Here is a 19059-nt window from a genome sequence, read left to right as displayed (position 1 = left end):
GCGCGGCGGCGCTAGCGTTGGCCAGGCAGTCGAGAGAGCCCGGCTGCCCGGCCGGCTCTCAGCTCAGGTGGCGGACGAAGAACCTCGCCGCGTCCTCCCCCGCCCACGGCGGGACGCCGGTGTGGCCGCCCAGGTTGGCCTGGAGCGTCTTCTCGCTGGAGCCGAAGGCGTCGAACAGGTCGAGCGCCAGCTGCCTGTCGTTCCCCTGGTCGTCCCACTGCAGCAGCATATGCACCGGGATCGTGAGCTGCCGAGCCTCGTCGAACATCGAGCGGGGCAGATAGCTGCCTGCGAACAGGCCGGCGGCCACGATCCGGGGGTCGACGGACGCCAGCCGGACGGGGATGGCGATCGCTCCACCGGAGAACCCGACGGGTCCGCCGATCTCCGGCAGCGCGAGGAGTTCGTCCAGAGTGGTCTGCCACTCCGGCACGGCCTTCTCGACCAGCGGGACGATGAGTCGGTCGACGATCTCGTCCACCGGCTCCCCCGCCGTAATGGCGCTGCGCAGGTCGGCGCGGGCCTGCTCGGCGTCCGCCGAGCGGGGCCGATCCCCGCTGCCGGGCAGCTCGATCGTGGCGGAGGCGAAGCCGTTCTCCGCCGAGGCGAGAGCCCGTCCCGTGACGCGCTGCCGCATCATCGACAGTCCGCCCGGATGCCCGAGCAGGATCAGTGGGACAGGCGTCGCGTCAGTGGCCGACGCCGGAGTCCAGAGGATGCCGGGGATGTCGCCGATGGTGAATTCGCGCTCGAGGACGTCGCCGTCGATGCGCTTTTCGTTGATGAAGGTGATGTTCATGGTCGTGCCTTTCGGGAGTGCGCTGATGCGGCCCTCCCGGACGACCTATCGCCCGACCGTGACCTCTGCGAGGAGCACCCACGTCGTTTCGTTCACAGGTACCACCTCCTCTTGCTCTCGTCCGGTCTCGGAAAAGAGTAGCAGCGGCCGCTGTCGGGCGCGATCAGGCGAACGTCAATTGTGCTGCGAGATGCAGAGGATGTTGCCCTCGCTGTCCTTGAACCACGCCGCCCGGTCGGTCGGGTTGGTCGCGATGCCGTTCTCGGTCTTCAGTCCGGGGAAGTCGTACTCCTCGAACACGACGCCGCGTCCGCGGAGATGGTCGACCGCCGCTTCGATGTCGTCGACCATCCAGCCCATCGCGGTGTTCTGCGCGGTGCCTGCGTTCGCGGTCTCGTAGACCTGGATCTTGGCGCCGGTTCCTGTGCCGTAGACGACACTTCCTTCGCCCGTCTCCTCCGGTTCGAGCTCGAGCTTGTCGCGGAACCATTCCGTGGCACGCTGCAGGTTCGAGGCGGGAAGGACGGAGTACGTTGCCAACGACTCCAACATGAGTGTTCCTCTTCTCTTCCACTCCCGCTCGTCACGCTACTCGCGTCGGTTCGGCCGCCGGAACTGGAAGAGCGGTTCTACCGGCCGCAGCGATCAGGAACGCCTGGTCGCGTCCTGCACCTCGCCGACGAGCTCCTCGATGATGTCCTCCAGGAACAACACCCCGACCGTGCGGCCCTCCGCGTCCACCACCCGCGCCAAGTGGCTGCCGGAGCGTCGCATCGTCGCCAGGGCATCCTCCAGGTCACTCTCCGCGAACACGGTCACCAGCCTCCGGATGCGCTTGGCCGGCACCGGGAGCTCGAACCCGGTCTCCTCCAGGTCGAGCACGTCCTTGAGGTGCAGGTAACCGGTCGGCTCACCGGACTCGTCGAGCACCACGTACCGGGAGAAGCCATTCTTCGACACGGCCTTCTCGACGTCGGCCGGGGTCGGCTGGGCGGGCAGCGCGACGAGCTTGTCGAGGCCGAGGGCGACGTCGCGCACCTTCTTCTCGGTGAACTCGAACGCGGCGGTCAGCGCGCCGGTCCTGTCGGTGAGCACGCCCTCCCTGGTCGACTGGTTGACGATGTTCGCCACCTCGTCGAGTGTGAACGTGCTCGCCGCCTCGTCCTTGGGCTCGACGCCGAACAGCCGGAGCACGCTGTTCGCGGTCGCGTTGAGCGCGACGATGATCGGCTTGACGACACGGCCGATCGCGACCAGCGGCGGAGCGAGCAGCAGCGCGGCCTTGTCCGGCATCGAGAACGAGATGTTCTTCGGGACCATCTCGCCGAACACCACGTGCAGGAACGACACGAGCACGAGCGTCACGATGAAAGCGACCGTTCCGATCACGTCGTCCGACCATCCCGTCGCGTGCAGCGGCACTTCGAGCAGGTGGTGGATCGCGGGCTCGGAGACGTTCAGGATCAGCAGCGAGCAGACGGTGATGCCGAGCTGCGTCGTGGCGAGCATCAGCGTCGCGTGCTCCATGGCGTACAGCGCGGTCTTGGCGCTGCGCTTGCCCCGTTCGGCGAGCGGCTCGATCTGCGACCTTCTGGCGGAGATGACAGCGAACTCGGCGCCGACGAAGAATGCGTTGATCGCCAACAGCACCACCAGCCAGGCGATTCCGGCCCAATCACTCATGGCCGTTCACCTCCTCGCCGGGGAGCACAGGATCGGGCGTGTACCGGATGCGGTCCACCCGTCGGCCCTCCAGTCGTTCGACCCGGAGGGTCCCGCCGTCGATCAGCACCTCGTCGCCCACCTTCGGCAGGCGGCCGAGCTCGTTCATCACGAAGCCGGCGACCGTCTCGTACGGGCCGTCGTCCGAAACTGTCACTCCCGCGCGTTCGAGGAGCTCGTCCGGGCGGAGGATGCCGGGGAAGGTCAACGAGTCCGTGCCGCGGACGACGCCCGCGCGGGTGCGGTCGTGCTCGTCGGCCACCTCGCCGACGATCTCCTCGACCAGGTCTTCGAGCGTCGCGATCCCGGACGTGCCTCCGTACTCGTCCACGACCACGGCCATCTGGTAGCCGCGGCCACGAAGCTCGCCGAGGAGCGTGTCGAGGTTCATGGTCTCCGGCACGCGCAGCGCATCCGTCTGCAGTGCGGAGACGGGGACGCGCTCTCTCCGCGTGCGCGGAACGGCGACGGCCTGCTTGACGTGCACGAACCCGACCACGTCGTCGATGTCGTCGTCGACGACGGGGAACCGGGAGAACCCGGTCGCCCGCGCGAGGTCGAGCACGGCCTGCGCCGGCTCGCTGCGCTGCACGGTCGCGATGCGGGGTCGCGGCGTCATCACGTCGGAGGCGGTGTGCTTTGAGAAAGCGAGCGTGCGGCTCAGCAGCGTCGCTGTGTCCGCTTCGAGCAGACCGGCGCTGGCCGAGCGTCGCACCAGCGACGACAGCTCCTCCGCCGTGCGCGCCCCGGAGAGTTCCTCCTTCGGCTCGATGCCGAACAGGCGGAGGACGCCGTTGGCCGTGCCGTTGAGCAGCACGATGAACGGCCGGAAGATCGCGGTGAACACCGTCTGGAACGGGATGACGATTTTGGCGGTCGCCCGCGGGAGGGCGAGGGCGAAGTTCTTCGGCACGAGCTCGCCGAGGATCATCGACAGCAGCGTCGCGACGACGATCGCCACCGTGGTCGCGATCGGCGCGACGGCGCCCTCTGGTAGACCGGTCGAGGTGAGCGGCCCATTCAGGAGCGTGCTGATCGCCGGCTCCATCGTGTAACCGGTGAGCAGGGTGGTGAGCGTGATGCCGAGCTGAGCACTCGACAGGTGCGTCGAGGTGATCTTCAGCGCTGCGATGGTCATCGTGAGCCTGGACTCGCCGCGCTCACGGCGTGCCTCCAGGTCTCCGCGGTCGAGGTTGACCAGCGCGAACTCGCTCGCGACGAAGAGGCCGGTGCCGACGGTCAGCAGGAGACCGACGCCGAGCATGATCCACTCAGAGAGCACGGCGGTCACCCCGCTCGGGTCGGAGACCGCGGGTGGGCGGCGAGGTCAAGGAACTCGCCGGGGCGAATGGGCTGGCAGAAGGAGGGTCGTCCATTTCCCGCTCAGTATACCGGCGGGGTTTCCGGGAAAGCGGTGTGTGCGCGGGGTTCTCAGCGCTCCCAGCACGTCCATAATCCGTTCATAGCGGTCGCCGAGCGCCGAGGTCCACACTCCGGTCTGAACGTCCAGCTCCGTCTGGACAGAAGCACGACGAGAAGGACAGCATCATGACCTCAGCCTCCCCCGAGTACGGAGCACCGAACGGCCAGCCCTGGCAGCCCGGGCCGCCCGTTCCCCCGCAGCAGTCCCCTGTTCCCCCGCAGCCGCCGTACCAGCAGGCGCCGCAGCCGCCGTACCAGCAGGCGCCGCAGCCGCCGTACCAGCAGGCGCCGCAGCCTCCGCAGCAGCCGGCGCGCGCATCCGGATACGTGCTTCACCGGTGGCCGCGCTGGGCGCAGAACACCGCCGTGATCGTCGGGGCGGTGGCCGTGCTCGTCATCGTGTTCTTCGCCGGGTTCTTCACCGCGAACGCCGTCGACCACGGACGCACCGGCTTCGGAACCGGCACAGGGCAGAACTTCGTGCCCCGCCAGTTCGGCAACGGCAACGGGTTCGGCCAGAACGGCGGTCAGTCCGGCAGCGGCCAATCCGGCAGCGGTCAGTCAGGCAGCGGTCAGTCAGGAAGCGGCCAGTAGCGGGCGACGGCTGACCTACCAGGAGACGGGGAGGGCCTTGCCCTCCTCGTACCCCGCCGCCGACTGGATGCCGACCAGCGCGCGCTCGTGGAACTCCGGCACCGAGCGTGCGCCTGCGTAGGTGAACGAGCTGCGCACCCCCGTCGTGATCATGTCGAGCAGGTCTTCCACGGACGGCCGAAGCGGGTCGAGGTAGATGCGCGAGCTGGAGATGCCCTCCGCGAAGAGGGTCTTCCTGGCCAGCTCGTACGCGTCGAGACGCTCGAAGCGTCCCTTGACCGCCTTCGTGCTGGCCATCCCCCAGCTCTCCTTGAAGAGGCCGCCGTTCGCATCCCTGTCGAGGAGGCCCGGCGCCTCGATCGTCCCGGCGAACCAGGAGCCGATCATCACCGACGCCCCTCCCGCGGCGAGCGCGAGGGCCACGTCGCGGGGGTAGCGGACGCCGCCGTCCGCCCAGACGTGGGCGCCGAGCTCCCTCGCCGCCTCGGACGTCTCCAGCACAGCGGAGAACTGCGGGCGGCCGACGGCGGTCATCATGCGCGTGGTGCACATCGCGCCCGGTCCGACGCCCACCTTCAGGATGTCGGCTCCCGCGGCGACGAGGTCGCGCACGGCCTGCTCGGTGACGACGTTGCCCGCGACGATCGGCAGTCCCAGACCGAGCCCCTTGACCGTGTGGATGGCGCGGCGCATCCCGTCCTGGTCGCCGTGCGCCGTGTCGATGACGAGCACGTCGACCCCGGCGGCTGCGAGCGCCTTGGCCTTGCTCGCCACGTCGCCGTTGATGCCGACGGCGGCGGCGACACGCAGGCGTCCGTGCGCGTCGAGCGCCGGCTGGTAGATGGTGGAGCGCATCGCGGACTTCCTGCTGAGCGTCCCGACGATGCGGCCGTGGTCGAGCACGGGGGCGAATTCGAGTCCAGCAGCGCTCATCACGTCGAAGGCGGCGCGGCCGTCCGGCAGGTCTTCGGCGTCGAGCGAGGTGATGGCTCCGTGCAGGAGGTCGCCGAGGCGCGCATCCGGAAGCGCTGAGCCCAGCTGAGTGGCCGCGAGGCAGCCGAGGTATGCGCCGTCCGCGCCGTGGATGACGATGCCGTGGCCCTCGACGGCGGGAACCCGCTGAAGCGCGTCGGCGACCGTCTCCTCCGGTGAGGCGGAGTATGGGGTGTCGAAGGCGACGGGCTGGGCCTTGACCCAGCGGATCGCGTCGTCCAGATCTTGCAGGTGCATGTCCTGCGGGAGCACCCCGAGTCCACCGCGCCTGGCGAGGGTGGCGGCGAGGCGCTTGCCCGTCACCGAGTTCATGTTGGCCGACACGATCGGGATGGTCGCCCCCGTCCCGTCGTTGGGTGCGAGGGACACGTCCAGGCGGCTCGTCACGTTCGATCTCGACGGCACCAGGAACACGTCGGAGTACGTCAGATCGTGGCGCGGGGTCGTTCCATAAAACTGCATGGGAATAACGGTATCCCTCCCCGGTGAACGCCCGCACCCGCTGCCCGAAGGGATTAGGCTTGACGACTGGATGGAAACGGGCGGTGACCGTGCTGCCTGTGCACCGAGAATCAATGGAGAGAGTGGGCGAGCGGCTGTGTCGAGCCAACTGACAGGAGTGGGAACCGACGACGGATCGTCGGGCGAATTCGGAGCCAATGAGTGGCTCGTCGACGAACTGTACGAGCAGTTCATCGTCGACAAGAATTCGGTCGACAAGTCATGGTGGCCGATCCTCGAGAGTTACCAGCCGACCGTCAAAGACGACACCGAGGCCTCGACGCCCACCCCCAGCGAGACCCCCGCCCCGACGCCCGCGGAACCCACGGCGCCAACCCCGACGGAACCCACGGTTCCGACTCCGGCGGAGCCCACCGCCCCGACCCCAGCAGAGCCGGCCACCCCGGCCGGCGAAGCGCACCCCGTCACGGCCCCCATCCCGGTCATCGGCGCCCAGCCCGTCGCCCGCACCACCTCCATCGCCCCGAAGCCGCAGCCCGTTCCGGCCGACGCCCCCGTGACGGCACCGCAGACGGTCGTCGCCGGCGACGACGGCGCCCCGGAGCCGCAGGACAAGGTCACGCCGCTGCGCGGCATGTCCAAGACGCTCGCCACCAACATGGATGCGTCGCTCACGGTCCCGACCGCGACCAGCGTGCGCACCATCCCGGCCAAGCTGATGATCGACAACCGCATCGTCATCAACAACCACCTCAAGCGCGCACGAGGTGGCAAGGTCTCGTTCACGCACCTGATCGGCTGGGCGCTCATCCAGGCGCTCAAGGAGTTCCCGAGCCAGAACGTCTTCTACGACGAGGTCGACGGCAAGCCGTCGGTCGTCGCTCCAGCGCACGTCAACCTCGGCATCGCCATCGACCTGCCGAAGCCGGACGGCACCCGCGCCCTCCTCGTGCCGAGCATCAAGCGTGCAGACACGATGGGCTTCGGCGAATACCTCGCCGCGTACGAAGACCTCGTGGTCCGTGCTCGCAACAACAAGCTGACCGCCGCCGACTTCGCCGGGACGACCATCTCGCTGACCAACCCGGGCGGCATCGGCACCGTGCACTCGGTCCCCCGTCTGATGAAGGGGCAGGGCGCGATCATCGGCGCCGGCGCCCTCGAATACCCCGCCGAGTTCCAGGGATCGAGCGAGAAGACGCTCGCCGGTCTCGCGATCGGTAAGACGATCACACTCACCAGCACCTACGACCACCGCGTCATCCAGGGCGCAGGTTCCGGCGAGTACCTCAAGATCGTGCACGAGATGCTGATCGGCAAGCGCACCTTCTACGAGGACATCTTCGCCGCGCTGCGCATCCCGTACGAGCCCATCCGCTGGGCTCCGGACATCAGCGTCGACCTGGCGAGCGCCGTCGACAAGACGGCCCGCGTGCAGGAGCTGATCAACGCCTTCCGCGTCCGCGGTCACCTGATGGCCGACATCGACCCGCTCGAGTACGTGCAGCGCACGCACCCCGACCTCGACATCGCCAGCCACGGCCTCACCTTCTGGGACCTCGACCGCGAGTTCGTCACCGGCCAGTTCGGCGGCGACAAGCGCAAGATGCTGCTCCGCGACATCCTGGGCGTGCTGCGCGACTCGTACTGCCGCACGGTCGGCATCGAGTACATGCACATCCAGGACCCGGCCCAGCGCAAGTGGATCCAGAACAAGGTCGAGCGCGGCTACGAGAAGCCGTCGCACGACGAGCAGCTGCGCATCCTCGGCAAGCTGAACGAGGCCGAGGCGTTCGAGACCTTCCTGCAGACCAAGTACGTCGGGCAGAAGCGGTTCAGCCTGGAGGGCGGCGAGTCCACCATCGCGCTGCTGGATGCGATCCTCGAGGGTGCGGCCACGGAGAACCTCGACGAGGTCGCCATCGCCATGGCGCACCGCGGCCGCCTCAACGTGCTCACCAACATCGCAGGCAAGACATACGGTCAGATCTTCCGCGAGTTCGAGGGAACCCAGGACCCCCGCACCGTGCAGGGGTCCGGCGACGTCAAGTACCACCTCGGCACCGAGGGCACCTTCCGCGGGGCCAACGGCGAAGAGATCCCGGTCTACCTCGCCGCGAACCCGTCGCACCTGGAGGCCGTCGACGGCGTCCTGGAGGGCATCGTCCGCGCCAAGCAGGACCGTCGCCCGCCGATGACCTTCCTCACGCTGCCCGTCGTCATCCACGGCGACGCCGCGATGGCCGGCCAGGGCATCGTGGCCGAGACGCTGCAGATGTCGCAGCTGCGTGCATATCGCACCGGCGGCACCATCCACGTGAACATCAACAACCAGGTCGGCTTCACCACGCCGCCAGCCGAGTCCCGCTCGTCGGTGTACTCGACCGATGTCGCGAAGACCATCCAGGCGCCGATCTTCCACGTGAACGGCGACGACCCTGAGGCCGTCGTGCGCGTCGCCCAGCTGGCGTTCGAGTACCGCCAGGAGTTCAAGCGCGACGTGGTCATCGACCTCATCTGCTACCGCCGTCGCGGTCACAACGAGGGCGACGACCCCTCGATGACCCAGCCGCTGATGTACAACCTCATCGAGGCCAAGCGCTCCGTGCGCCGCCTGTACACCGAGGCCCTCGTCGGCCGCGGCGACATCACCGAGGAGGAGTACGAGCAGGCGCACCGCGACTTCCAGGAGCGCCTGGAGCGCGCCTTCATGGAGACGCACGCAGCGCAGACCAACTCCACGCCGGTCATCACCGGCGCCGACCTCGAACCCCTCGCCGCCCAGCAGGAGGACAACGTCGGGGAGCCAGAGACGACCGCGGTCACCGACCAGGTCATCCAGCTCATCGGCGACGCGTTCAACAACCCGCCCGCCGGGTTCAGCGTGCACCCGAAGCTGCAGCAGCTCCTCGCCAAGCGCGGCGACATGAGCCGCAACGGCAGCATCGACTGGGGCTTCGGCGAGCTGCTCGCCCTCGGCTCCCTGCTGCTCGAAGGCACCCCGGTTCGCATGGCGGGCCAGGACACCAGGCGCGGCACCTTCGTGCAGCGTCACGCGGTGTTCCACGACCGCACGAACGGCCAGGAATGGCTGCCGCTGGCGAACCTCAGCGACAACCAGGCCAAGTTCTGGATCTACGACTCGCTGCTCAGCGAGTACGCAGCCATGGGCTTCGAATACGGATACTCCGTGGAGCGTGCTGACGCTCTGGTGCTGTGGGAGGCGCAGTTCGGCGACTTCTCGAACGGCGCGCAGACGATCATCGACGAATTCGTGTCGTCGGCGGAGCAGAAGTGGGGCCAGCGCTCCTCGCTCGTCCTGCTGCTCCCGCACGGTTACGAGGGTCAGGGCCCCGACCACTCGAGCGCTCGCATCGAACGCTTCCTGCAGCTGTGCGCGGAGAACAACATGACCGTCGCGCGTCCGTCGACGCCGGCGTCGTACTTCCACCTGCTGCGCCGCCAGGCATACGCCCGCCCGCGCCGGCCGCTCGTCGTCTTCACCCCGAAGGCGATGCTGCGACTGCGTGGAGCGTCGAGCGAGGTCGGCGACTTCACCCAGGGCAAGTTCGAGCCGGTGATCGACGACGCACGGATCACCGACAAGGGCGCCGTCAAGCGCGTCCTGCTGATGGCGGGCAAGCTCTACTACGACCTCGCCAACGAACTGCAGAAGAACCCCAACCCGGAGATCGCACTCGTGCGCGTCGAGCAGTACTACCCGCTGCCCGCCGACGAGCTCAAGGCGGTCGTCGACTCCTACCCCAACGCCGAACTGGTGTGGGTGCAGGACGAGCCGGAGAACCAGGGCGCCTGGCCGTACATGATCCTCGAGACCTCCAAGCTGGGCCCGCGCCCGCTCGGCGTCATCTCGCGGGCGGCATCGGCCTCCCCCGCCGCCGGTTCGGCCAAGCGTCACGCCCAGGAGCAGAGCATCCTGATCCAGCGGGCACTCTCGCTGTAACCGCATCCCGGATCCTGTGGAGGGGCGTCTCGCGCGAGCGAGGCGCCCCTCGCCGTTTGCGGCGGCCGCGCGTACGCTGACGACATGACTGTCGTGACGACGCACCGCCTCGGGGAACCATGCTGGGTCGACTACACCAGCTCGGACGTCCCACGGGCCAGAGACTTCTACTCCACGCTGTTCGGCTGGACGGCGGAAGAGGGCGGCGGCGAGTACGGCGGGTACATCACCTTCCGCAGAGACGGCCACGCCGTCGCAGGTCTCGGCGCCGTGATGGGCGATGAGCAGCCGAACACCTGGCTCACCTACCTGCTCGTCGAAGACGTGGATGCGTTGGAACGCGCCGCCGTCGAGGCGGGCGCCGAGGTGTACTCCCCCGCCATGACCGTGGGCGACCAAGGCAGGATGGCCGTGGTCGCCGATCCGGGAGGCGCGGCGGTCGGACTCTGGCAGCCAGGGGCGCACCGCGGCTTCGAGCTGGTCGCCGACGTCGGCGGACCGGCCTGGCACGAGCTCTACGCCCGCAGCTACGCGGCGCAGGTCGACTTCTACACGAAGGTCTTCAACTGGCAGACGCAGGTACTCGGGGACACCGCGGACTTCCGGTACGCGACGTTCGGCCCGGACGGCTCACCGGCCGGCGGCGTCTACGACGCGGACAAGATGCTGCCGGAAGGCATCCCGTCGCACTGGGTCGTGTACTTCGGCGTCACCGACGCCGAAGCGTCGTGTGCGCGGGTCGTCGAACTCGGCGGCACCGTGATCCGGGACCCGTGGGACAGCGACTTCGGCCGGTTCGCGCAGGTCACCGACCCGCTGGGCGGGCTGTTCCTGTTGCACCAGGTGCAGCAGGAGGCGTAGCCCCGAACAAGCGGGCCCCAGGCTCAGTGAGTGGCCTGGATGCTCCGGATGCGCAGCAGCACCTCGGCGCGCAGGGTCTCCGGCGCCGTCTCCTTGCACGCCCGCTGCACCACCTCGGTGAGCACGACGCTCAGGTGCGCTTCGTCCGCGCATCCTGTGCAGGTGGCGAGGTGCTCGCGGATGTCTGCAGCATCTTCGCTGCGGAGTTCGTTGCGCAGGTATTCCTCGAGGTCTTGTTTGGCCTTGTCGCAGCCGCAGTCGGTCATTTCGTGCTCCTGGGTGATTGCACGGCGGAGAGTCCCCGCTCGTGCGCGTAGTCGGCGAGAAGCTCCCTCAACATCCGGCGGCCGCGGTGGAGGCGGCTCATCACGGTGCCGATCGGGGTCTTCATGATGTCGGCGATCTCCTGGTAGGAGAAGCCCTCGACATCGGCGAAGTACACGGCCATCCGGAAGTCTTCCGGGATGGCCTGCAGCGCGTCTTTGACCGCGCTGTCCGGCAGGTGGTCGATCGCCTCGGCCTCCGCCGAACGGCTGGAGGATGCGGTGGTCGACTCCGCGCCGCCGAGCTGCCAGTCCTCGAGCTCGTCGATGGTGCCCTGGTACGGCTCGCGCTGCTTCTTGCGGTACGTGTTGATGAAGGTGTTGGTGAGGATGCGGTACAGCCAGGCCTTCAGGTTGGTGCCCTGCTGGAACTGGTTGAACGCCGCGTACGCTTTGACGAAGGTCTCCTGCACCAGGTCCTGCGCGTCGGCCGGGTTTCTGGTCATGCGGAGGGCAGCAGCATAGAGCTGGTCCATGTACTGCAGCGCCTGCTCTTCGAAGAGCGGACCGAGGTCGTCAGTTGCGGTGGTCATCACGGGCAAGTCTAGTTCCGAGCGTGTGAAGACGCTTGGAGAGTCGAGGACAGTGCTCGCGAGTGCCACAGACTTTCCTTCCTTCGATCGAAAACGCGGATAATCTGGTCAACAATGCTGATCTCGAAATATTCCGCGCCCGAGTTCGATCCGTACGGCGACAACCGTGCCGACGAGCCGAACACGCTCTGGCCTGCGCCCGTCGCGCGCGGCCCGCTGACCGCGTCCGTGTCGTTGCCCGGCTCCAAATCGCTGACGGCTCGCGAGCTGGTGCTCTCCGCCCTCGCAGACGGGCCATCGCTGCTGCGCGCGCCGCTGCACTCGCGCGACAGCGAGAACATGGTCGAGGCGCTGCGTTCGCTCGGCGTCGGCATCGAGGCGAAGAAAGGTGCGAGCGAGTTCGGCGACGACCTGCTCGTGACACCGGCGGAGGAACTGCTCGGCAGCACGACCATCGACTGCGGTCAGGCGGGCACGGTGATGCGCTTCGTGCCGCCGATCGCCGGCCTCGCACTCGGCCCGACGATGTTCGACGCGGACGACTCCGCGCGCGGCCGGCCGATGTCGTCCATCATCTCGTCGCTGCGCGACCTCGGCGTCGACATCAACGACGACGGCCGCGGCTCCCTGCCGTTCACCGTCCACGGCACGGGAAGAGTGGCGGGCGGCGCGATCACCATCGACGCGTCGTCGTCCAGCCAGTTCGTGAGCGCGCTGCTCCTCTCCGCCAGCCGCTTCGACGATGGCCTGGACCTCACGCACTCGGGCGAGCGTCTGCCCAGCCTCCCGCACATCGAGATGACCATCGAGACCCTCGCGGCTCGCGGTGTCACCGTCGAGTCGCCAGAGGTCGGCCGCTGGGTCGTCGCACCGGGCACGATCGCCGCGCGCGACGTCGACATCGAGCCGGACCTCTCGAACGCCGCCCCCTTCCTGGCAGCGGCAGTCGTCACCGGCGGCTCCGTGACGTTCACCGGATGGCCGGAGCAGACCACGCAGGTCGGGGCCGGCCTCGCCGAGCTTCTGCCCTGTTCGGCGCGACGGTCACGCTCGACGGCGACCGGCTGACGGTCACCGGCGGCGAGCGCATCCCGGGCGTCACGCTCGACCTGACGACGGGCGGCGAGCTCGCCCCAGCGCTGGTCGCCATCGCGGCCCTGGCCGACGGCCCGAGCGAGATCACCGGCATCGGGCACATCCGGCACCACGAGACGGACAGGCTGGCGGCACTCCTCGCGGAGATCAACGGGCTCGGCGGCGCGGTCACCGAGCTGGAGGACGGCCTGCGCATCGAGCCGCGCCCACTCACGGGCGGCGTGTGGCGCAGCTACGAGGACCACAGGATGGCGACGGCCGGAGCCATCATCGGCCTCGTCGTCCCCGGCGTCGAGATCGAGAACGTGGCGACCACGGCGAAGACGCTCCCCCAGTTCACCCAGCTGTGGACGCGCCTGGTCGAGGAAGGCGCCGCCCCAGCGTGACGGAGAACACGGGATCCTGGTGGGACGTCGACGACGATGAGGACGACGAGTACGCCGACTTCGACGAGTCGAGCATCCGGAGCCGTCCCAACCCCAAAGGCAACCGGCCGCGCACCAAGACCAGGCCAGAGCACGAGGACGCGCAGATCGCCAGGGTCCTCGGCGTCGACCGCGGCAGATACACCGTCCTCCTCGACGAGAACACCCCGGAGGAGCGGCGGCTGACGGCGGCCCGCGCCAGCGAGTTGCGCAAGCACGCCATCGTGACCGGCGACCGGGTGGCCGTGGTCGGCGACACGACCGGCGAGGACGGCACGCTCGGCCGGATCGTCCGCATCGAGCCGCGCACCACCCTGCTGCGCAGGAGCGCCGACGACACCGACGAGGTCGAGCGCGTGATCGTCGCCAACGCCGACCAGATGCTCATCGTGGTGGCCGCCGCCAACCCGGAGCCGCGCACCCGCCTGGTCGACCGCTACCTGGTCGCCGCCTACGACGCTGGCATCTCGCCGATGCTGTGCGTGACCAAGATCGACCTCGCCGACCCCGGGCCGTTCCTGGAGAACTTCGCCGGGCTCGACCTGCCGGTGTTCACGAGCCGCGAGGACCACATCCCGGTGGATGCGATCAAAACCGCGCTCGTCGGGCACGACACGGTGGTGGTCGGGCACTCGGGTGTCGGCAAGTCGACGCTGGTCAACGAGATCGTGCCCGGCGCGATGCGGGCGACCGGCCACGTCAACGTGGTCACCGGCCGCGGCCGTCACACCTCGTCGTCGACCGTGTCGCTGCGTGTGGAGAACGCGGAGGGCTACGGCTGGGTCATCGACACCCCCGGCGTCCGCTCGTTCGGGCTCGGCCACATCAACACGGACAGTATCCTCAAGTCGTTCACCGACCTGGCCGAACTCGCGGAGGACTGCCCCCGTGGATGCACGCACCTGCCCGACGCACCGGACTGCGCGATCATCGAAGCGGTCGAGGCCGGAGCGCTCGGCGAGGCGGGCCGCTCCAGACTGGACTCGCTCCAGCGCCTCCTCGCCACGTTCGCCCCGCGCGTCGGCGGCGACCGTGCGGGAGAATAGTCGCATGACTGACGTGCGACTCGAAGCGGGCCAAGCAGCCCCGGCGTTCACCCTGACCGACCAGGACGGCACCACCGTCTCGCTCGGCGACTACGCGGGCAAGAACGTGATCGTGTACTTCTACCCGGCAGCGATGACCCCCGGCTGCACCACGGAGGCGTGCGACTTCCGCGACAACCTCAACTCGCTGGCCTCCGCCGGCTACCAGGTCATCGGTATCTCCAAGGACGCCCCGGCGAAGAACAAGCAGTTCCAGGAGCAGGAGGGCCTCAACTTCCCGCTGCTGAGCGACGAAGACCTGGCCGTGCACCAGGCATACGGCGCGTACGGCGAGAAGAAGCTCTACGGCAAGACCGTCACCGGCGTCATCCGCTCGACGTTCGTCGTCGACCCGGACGGCAGTGTGCGGCTGCCGCTCTACAACGTGAAGGCGACGGGCCACGTCGCCATGCTCCGCAAGAAGCTCGGTCTCGACTAGGTTTGCAAATATTTACAATTCTTGATTCTGCACTCTAGAGTCGGGATGCGGTGCCCACGCTCCGCATCCCGCACGAAGGAGTGTCCCCGATGAGTCCCACCGCCGAGCCGGCCACCGCATCCACTGCGCCTGTTGCCGCTGCGCCTGCGCCCCTTCCCACTGGGCGGGTCGAGGTTGCGGACCCGGGGCCACTCGGCCTTGCCGCGTTCGCGCTCACGACGCTGCTGCTGAGCCTCGCGAACGCCGGTGTGCTCCCCGAGGCGGGGGCGACGGCGGTGAGCATGGCCCTGTTCTTCGGCGGTCTCACGCAGGCGGCGGCAGGACTCTGGGAGTTCGCCCGCGGCAACACCTTCGGGGCGACGGCGTTCACTGCGTACGGGGCGTTCTGGCTCTCGTTCTGGTGGCTGCAGACCAACCCGGACGTCGCCGAGCGCGCAGGCTCGGCCGGCGTCGGCGCCTATCTGCTTGCCTGGACGCTGTTCACGGCGCTCATGACGGTCGCCGCCGCCAAGACCAACGGTGCGACGCTCGCCGTGTTCGTGCTCCTCACGATCACGTTCGCCGCCCTCGCCATCGGCGACCTCGCCGGAGCGGAAGCCGCAACGCGCTTCGGCGGCTGGCTCGGCCTCGCGACCGGCCTCACAGCGCTGTACACCTCCTGGGCCGGCGTCACGAACGCCACCTGGAAGCGCGACGTGCTGCCCGTCTGGCCGCGCGGCTGACGCGCGACCCCACCGACTCCGGCCGCCGCGCGCGGCGTGTACCGTGTGGCGCGGCCACGCCCGCGCGGCGGCCGGCGCACCGCGACTCGTGCGAAAGGTGCGGTGCGGGACGCGCGCACCGCACCTTTCGCACGAGTGGTCCGGTGCGGTCCGGTGCGGTCGGCGCAGCGCCAGCGGCGCGTCAGGCGGGGAGGCGCGGGACCGAGGCGAGGAGTCGCTGCGTGTACGCGTTCTGCGGGTTGCCGAGGACGGCGCGGGTCGCGCCCTGCTCGACCACCGTGCCGTTGCGGAGCACGACGGTCTGCTCGCAGAGCGACGCGACGACGCCGAGGTCGTGCGACACCATCACCACCGTCATGCCATCGCGTTCGCTCAATTCGCCGAGCAGCTCGATGATCTGGATGCGGGTGGTCACGTCGAGCGCGCTCACCGGCTCGTCCGCGAGCAGCACCCGGGGCCGGGAGACCACGGCGCGCGCGATGGCGATGCGCTGCCGCTGACCGCCGGAGAACTCGTGCGGGTATCGACCGGCCGCCTCCGCCGGGAGGCCGACGGCGGCGAGTGCGTCCGCCACGCGGTCGCGCGCATCCTGACCGGAGGCGACCTTCAGGCTGGTCAGCGGCTCCGCGATGATGCGCCCGACGCTCTGGCGCGGGTCGAGCGACGAGTACGGGTCCTGGAAGACGGTCTGCACACTGCGGCGGAACGCGCGCATCCTGCTGCGGTCGCGCCGGTCGAGGGGGACGCCGTCGAACAGCAGTTCGCCGCTCGTCGGGCTGCTCAGCCCGAGCAGGAGCGACAGCGCGGTGGTCTTGCCGGCGCCGGACTCGCCGACGAGCCCGACGTTGCGGCCGGGCTCGACGGCGAACGACACGGCGTCCAGCGCGGCAGTGGATGCGCGGCGGTAGCGGAAACCCGCGTCACGAAGCTCCAGGATGGCGCTCACGACACCTCCAGCGCTCGGTCGAGTTCGCGTGCGCTGGCGACGAGTTCGACCGTGTACGGGTCGCTCGGGGCTGTGAGCAGCTGACGGATGGTTCCGGTCTCGACCACGCGGCCGGCCCGGAGGACGAGCGAGCGCTCGGTCATCCGGGAGACGACGGCGAGGTCGTGGCTGACGAACACGAGCGCCATGCGCCGCTCCGCGACGAGCGCGTCGATCAGCGCGAGGATCTCCTCCTGCACGGTGACGTCGAGCGCCGTGGTCGGCTCGTCGGCGATCAATAACTGCGGGCGGCAGGCGAGGGCGGCGGCGATGGCGACGCGCTGACGCTGCCCTCCCGAGATCTCGTGCGGGTATGCGCGGGCGATCCGCTCCGGTTCCGGCAGGCGCACCTCGGCGAGCGCGTCGAGCACGGCGCGATCGAGGTCTTTCCCGCGCAGGCCGAGGTGGCGGCGCAACGGTTCGGCGACCTGCTTGCCGAGCCGCATCAGCGGGTCGAGTGCTGTCAGCGGCTCCTGGAAGACCACCGAGGCGACGCTGCCGCGCAGCGCCACCAGGTCGCGCTCCTTCGCTCCGACCACCTCGACGCCGCCGAGCACAGCGCTGCCGGAGGCGACGAGCCCTGCCGGCAGCAGGCCGCTCACCGCGAACGAGGTGAGCGACTTTCCGGAGCCTGACTCGCCGATCAGGCTCAGCCGCTCCCCGGCGGCGACGCTGAACGACACGTCCTGCACCAGCGGCGTGCCGTCGGCGGAGGCCACGCCAAGCCCGCGCACGTCGAGAATGGGCTTCACGTCGTCGCTCATCGCGATCGCCTCCTCGTGGGGTCAGCGACGTCGCGCAGACCGTCGGCGACCAGGTTCACGCCGATCACCAGGATGACCAGCGCCACACCGGGCGCGATGGCCCCGACCGGCGCGGTGGCCACTGTGCCCTGCGCCTCCTGCAGCAGTCGGCCCCAGGAGGCGTTCGGCGGCGGAGCCCCGAGGCCAAGGTAGGACAGGCTCGCTTCGGCCAGCACGGCGACGCCGAACTGCAGGGCGAGGTTGACGCTGAGCGTCGGCCAGATGTTGGGCAGGATGTGCTTGCCGACCACGCCGAGCCAGCTCGTGCCTGACGTGCGCGCCGCGGTGACGTACTGCTGCGAGAGCACGCGCTTGGCCAGCACGCGGGTGAGCCTGGCGACGACGGCGGACATGGCGAGCCCGATCGCCAGGATGGCCGTGCCGAGCGACGCGCCCTGGGCGGCGACGATCAGCATCGCCAGCAGCAGGGTGGGGAAGGCGATCAGGATGTCGAGCGCCGCGGAGATCGTGTCGTCCACCCAGGTGGTCGCGAACGCCGCGAGCAGTCCGAGGGTGATGCCGATCAGCGCGCCGATGGCGACGGAGCCGATCCCGACGGCGAGCGCGATGCGCGCGCCGACCATCAGCTGCGACAGGAGATCGCGGCCGAGCTTGTCCGTGCCGAGCCAGTGCGACGCATCCGGGTTCTCCAGCCGGCCTCCCGAGGTGTCGCTCGGGGCGTACGGGAGCCAGAAGAACGACACGACCGCCACCAGCACCACGATGCCGACCAGCACGATGCCGATCGTGAGCGTCGCCGACCGGCGACGCCGCACGCGCTCCCGCTGCTGCACCTCCGGTCCGCTCTCACCGGCGTGCCCGGCGGTCTGGTCGACGATCGCGCTCATCGGTTGCCCGAGATGCTCTGCCGCAGGCGCGGGTCGATGAGACGCTGCACGAGGTCGGCCGCGAAGCCGATCAGCAGCACGGCGAGGGTGCTCACGAACAGGATGCCCTGGATGTTCGGGTAGTCGTGCTGCTGGATGGCGCGCAGCAGCATGCTCCCGAGCCCCGGCAGGGTGAAGACGCTCTCGACCACCACCGCCCCGAGGAAGGTCGTGGCCAGTTCGATGCCGAGGATCGAGATGACGGGCACCGCACCGTTGCGGATCCCGTGCCTGCGCATCGCCTGCCCGAAGCTGGAGCCGAGGGCACGCGAGTTGCGCAGGTAGTCGCTGCCGATCACGTCGAGCGTCGCACTCCGCACATACCGGGCGATGGATGCGCTCATCACCACCGCGATCGTGATCACGGGAAGCGCGAGCGACGACAGCGCGGCGGCCGGGTCGGCCCAGTCGTCGCGTGGGAAGCCACCGGACGGGAACCAGCGCAGGTTGATCGAGAACGCGCTGACCAGCAGGATGCCCACCCAGAAGACGGGCACCGCGATCCCGAGCTGTGAGATGGCCGACAGCGAGATGCCGTACCAGGTGTCCGACTTCCATGCAGCGACGAAGCCGATCACGAGGGCGAGCGCCAGCGCGATCACGAACGAGATGAGCGTGAGCGGAATGGTCACCGCCAGCCGGGAGGCGATCTCCGGTGCGACGGGCAGCGACGTGATGAACGACTGGCCCAGGTTCAGCGTCAGCATCTGACCGAACCAGGTGACGAACTGCTGCAGCAGCGGCTGGTCGCTGCCGACCTGCTCCTGGGCGGCCTTGATCTGGTCCGGCGTTGCGTTGACGGACAGCAGCGCGTTGGACGGGTCGCCAGGCAGCACCCTCAGCAGCAGGAAGAGGACCACCATGGCAAGCAGCAGCGACACCACCAGGAAGGCGAAGCGACGCAGAAGATAGACGGCCATGACGTTTTCAAGGGTAGATGCTCGG

At 69.1% G+C, this 19059-nt stretch carries 17 protein-coding genes and 1 pseudogene; 7 read left to right on the top strand and 11 right to left on the bottom strand.

What is annotated here, in order from left to right; genetic code table 11:
* Positions 1 to 58: 58 nt before the first annotated feature.
* From AC37TH_RS16330 to AC37TH_RS16315, 4 genes are all read right to left on the bottom strand, one after another.
* A complete protein-coding gene (locus tag AC37TH_RS16330) occupies positions 59 to 799 on the bottom strand; it encodes an alpha/beta hydrolase (RefSeq protein ID WP_490765402.1) in 741 nt (246 codons plus the stop codon).
* Positions 800 to 973: 174 nt separating this feature from the next.
* The gene (locus tag AC37TH_RS16325) at positions 974 to 1351 is read right to left on the bottom strand and encodes a VOC family protein (protein WP_490765401.1); all 378 of its coding nucleotides are present in this window, start codon (positions 1349 to 1351) and stop codon (positions 974 to 976) included.
* Positions 1352 to 1444: 93 nt separating this feature from the next.
* Entirely contained in the window at positions 1445 to 2482 is a 1038-nt protein-coding gene (locus AC37TH_RS16320) for a hemolysin family protein (protein WP_490765400.1), read from the bottom strand.
* Positions 2475 to 3785, bottom strand: a complete 1311-nt coding sequence (locus tag AC37TH_RS16315) for a hemolysin family protein (RefSeq protein WP_490766068.1) — start codon at positions 3783 to 3785, stop codon at positions 2475 to 2477. The genes AC37TH_RS16320 and AC37TH_RS16315 overlap by 8 nt, the downstream gene beginning before the upstream one ends.
* Before the next feature lie 284 nt (positions 3786 to 4069).
* Here AC37TH_RS16315 and AC37TH_RS16310 point away from each other — a divergent pair, with 284 nt between their 5' ends.
* Positions 4070 to 4537, top strand: coding sequence for a hypothetical protein (locus AC37TH_RS16310; protein ID WP_490765399.1), 468 nt, complete (start codon positions 4070 to 4072; stop codon positions 4535 to 4537).
* 15 nt (positions 4538 to 4552) lie between these two features.
* Here the strand turns inward: AC37TH_RS16310 and guaB1 are convergent, their stop codons facing one another.
* Complete coding sequence (gene guaB1, locus AC37TH_RS16305; RefSeq protein WP_490765398.1) at positions 4553 to 5992, bottom strand: GMP reductase; 1440 nt, start codon at positions 5990 to 5992, stop codon at positions 4553 to 4555.
* A gap of 136 nt (positions 5993 to 6128) precedes the next feature.
* Here guaB1 and AC37TH_RS16300 point away from each other — a divergent pair, with 136 nt between their 5' ends.
* Both AC37TH_RS16300 and AC37TH_RS16295 read left to right on the top strand, forming a co-directional pair.
* Positions 6129 to 9956, top strand: coding sequence for a multifunctional oxoglutarate decarboxylase/oxoglutarate dehydrogenase thiamine pyrophosphate-binding subunit/dihydrolipoyllysine-residue succinyltransferase subunit (locus AC37TH_RS16300; protein ID WP_490765397.1), 3828 nt, complete (start codon positions 6129 to 6131; stop codon positions 9954 to 9956).
* 84 nt (positions 9957 to 10040) lie between these two features.
* Positions 10041 to 10817 carry a VOC family protein gene (locus tag AC37TH_RS16295; protein WP_490765396.1) on the top strand — a complete coding sequence of 259 codons (777 nt, stop codon included), beginning with the start codon at positions 10041 to 10043 and terminating at the stop codon, positions 10815 to 10817.
* Between the two features lie 23 nt (positions 10818 to 10840).
* Here AC37TH_RS16295 and rsrA read toward each other — a convergent pair whose 3' ends face one another.
* Entirely contained in the window at positions 10841 to 11083 is a 243-nt protein-coding gene (rsrA, locus tag AC37TH_RS16290) for a mycothiol system anti-sigma-R factor (RefSeq protein WP_490765395.1), read from the bottom strand.
* Positions 11080 to 11673 (bottom strand): sigma-70 family RNA polymerase sigma factor, encoded by a 594-nt coding sequence (locus tag AC37TH_RS16285; protein ID WP_490765394.1) that lies wholly within the window; start codon positions 11671 to 11673, stop codon positions 11080 to 11082. The genes rsrA and AC37TH_RS16285 overlap by 4 nt, the downstream gene beginning before the upstream one ends.
* Before the next feature lie 114 nt (positions 11674 to 11787).
* Here AC37TH_RS16285 and aroA point away from each other — a divergent pair.
* The 4 genes and pseudogenes from aroA (at position 11788) to AC37TH_RS16265 (ending at position 15439) form a co-directional block, all read left to right on the top strand.
* Positions 11788 to 13154: pseudogene (aroA, locus tag AC37TH_RS16280) on the top strand (3-phosphoshikimate 1-carboxyvinyltransferase).
* On the top strand, positions 13151 to 14239 hold the full coding sequence (gene rsgA / locus AC37TH_RS16275; RefSeq protein ID WP_490765393.1) for a ribosome small subunit-dependent GTPase A: 1089 nt from the start codon (positions 13151 to 13153) through the stop codon (positions 14237 to 14239). The pseudogene aroA and the gene rsgA overlap by 4 nt, the downstream one beginning before the upstream one ends.
* Positions 14240 to 14243: 4 nt before the next feature.
* Complete coding sequence (gene bcp / locus AC37TH_RS16270) at positions 14244 to 14717, top strand: thioredoxin-dependent thiol peroxidase (protein ID WP_490765392.1); 474 nt, start codon at positions 14244 to 14246, stop codon at positions 14715 to 14717.
* A gap of 89 nt (positions 14718 to 14806) precedes the next feature.
* A complete protein-coding gene (locus AC37TH_RS16265) occupies positions 14807 to 15439 on the top strand; it encodes an acetate uptake transporter (RefSeq protein WP_490765391.1) in 633 nt (210 codons plus the stop codon).
* Between the two features lie 181 nt (positions 15440 to 15620).
* On the opposite strand, the gene AC37TH_RS16260 is transcribed toward AC37TH_RS16265, so the two are convergent.
* From AC37TH_RS16260 to AC37TH_RS16245, 4 genes are read right to left on the bottom strand one after another with little or no spacing between them, the layout of a single operon-like run.
* Complete coding sequence (locus tag AC37TH_RS16260) at positions 15621 to 16385, bottom strand: ABC transporter ATP-binding protein (RefSeq protein ID WP_490765390.1); 765 nt, start codon at positions 16383 to 16385, stop codon at positions 15621 to 15623.
* Complete coding sequence (locus AC37TH_RS16255; protein ID WP_490765389.1) at positions 16382 to 17188, bottom strand: ATP-binding cassette domain-containing protein; 807 nt, start codon at positions 17186 to 17188, stop codon at positions 16382 to 16384. The genes AC37TH_RS16260 and AC37TH_RS16255 overlap by 4 nt, the downstream gene beginning before the upstream one ends.
* Positions 17185 to 18075 carry an ABC transporter permease gene (locus tag AC37TH_RS16250; protein ID WP_490765388.1) on the bottom strand — a complete coding sequence of 297 codons (891 nt, stop codon included), beginning with the start codon at positions 18073 to 18075 and terminating at the stop codon, positions 17185 to 17187. Before AC37TH_RS16250 ends, AC37TH_RS16255 begins: the two co-directional genes overlap by 4 nt.
* Positions 18072 to 19034 carry an ABC transporter permease gene (locus tag AC37TH_RS16245; RefSeq protein ID WP_490765387.1) on the bottom strand — a complete coding sequence of 321 codons (963 nt, stop codon included), beginning with the start codon at positions 19032 to 19034 and terminating at the stop codon, positions 18072 to 18074. The genes AC37TH_RS16250 and AC37TH_RS16245 overlap by 4 nt, the downstream gene beginning before the upstream one ends.
* Positions 19035 to 19059 lie beyond the last annotated feature (25 nt).

The organism is Leifsonia sp. McL0627 (assembly GCF_058244615.1).
Note: the sequence above shows the minus strand (reverse complement) of the source record. Positions and strands in the feature narration are given on the sequence as shown.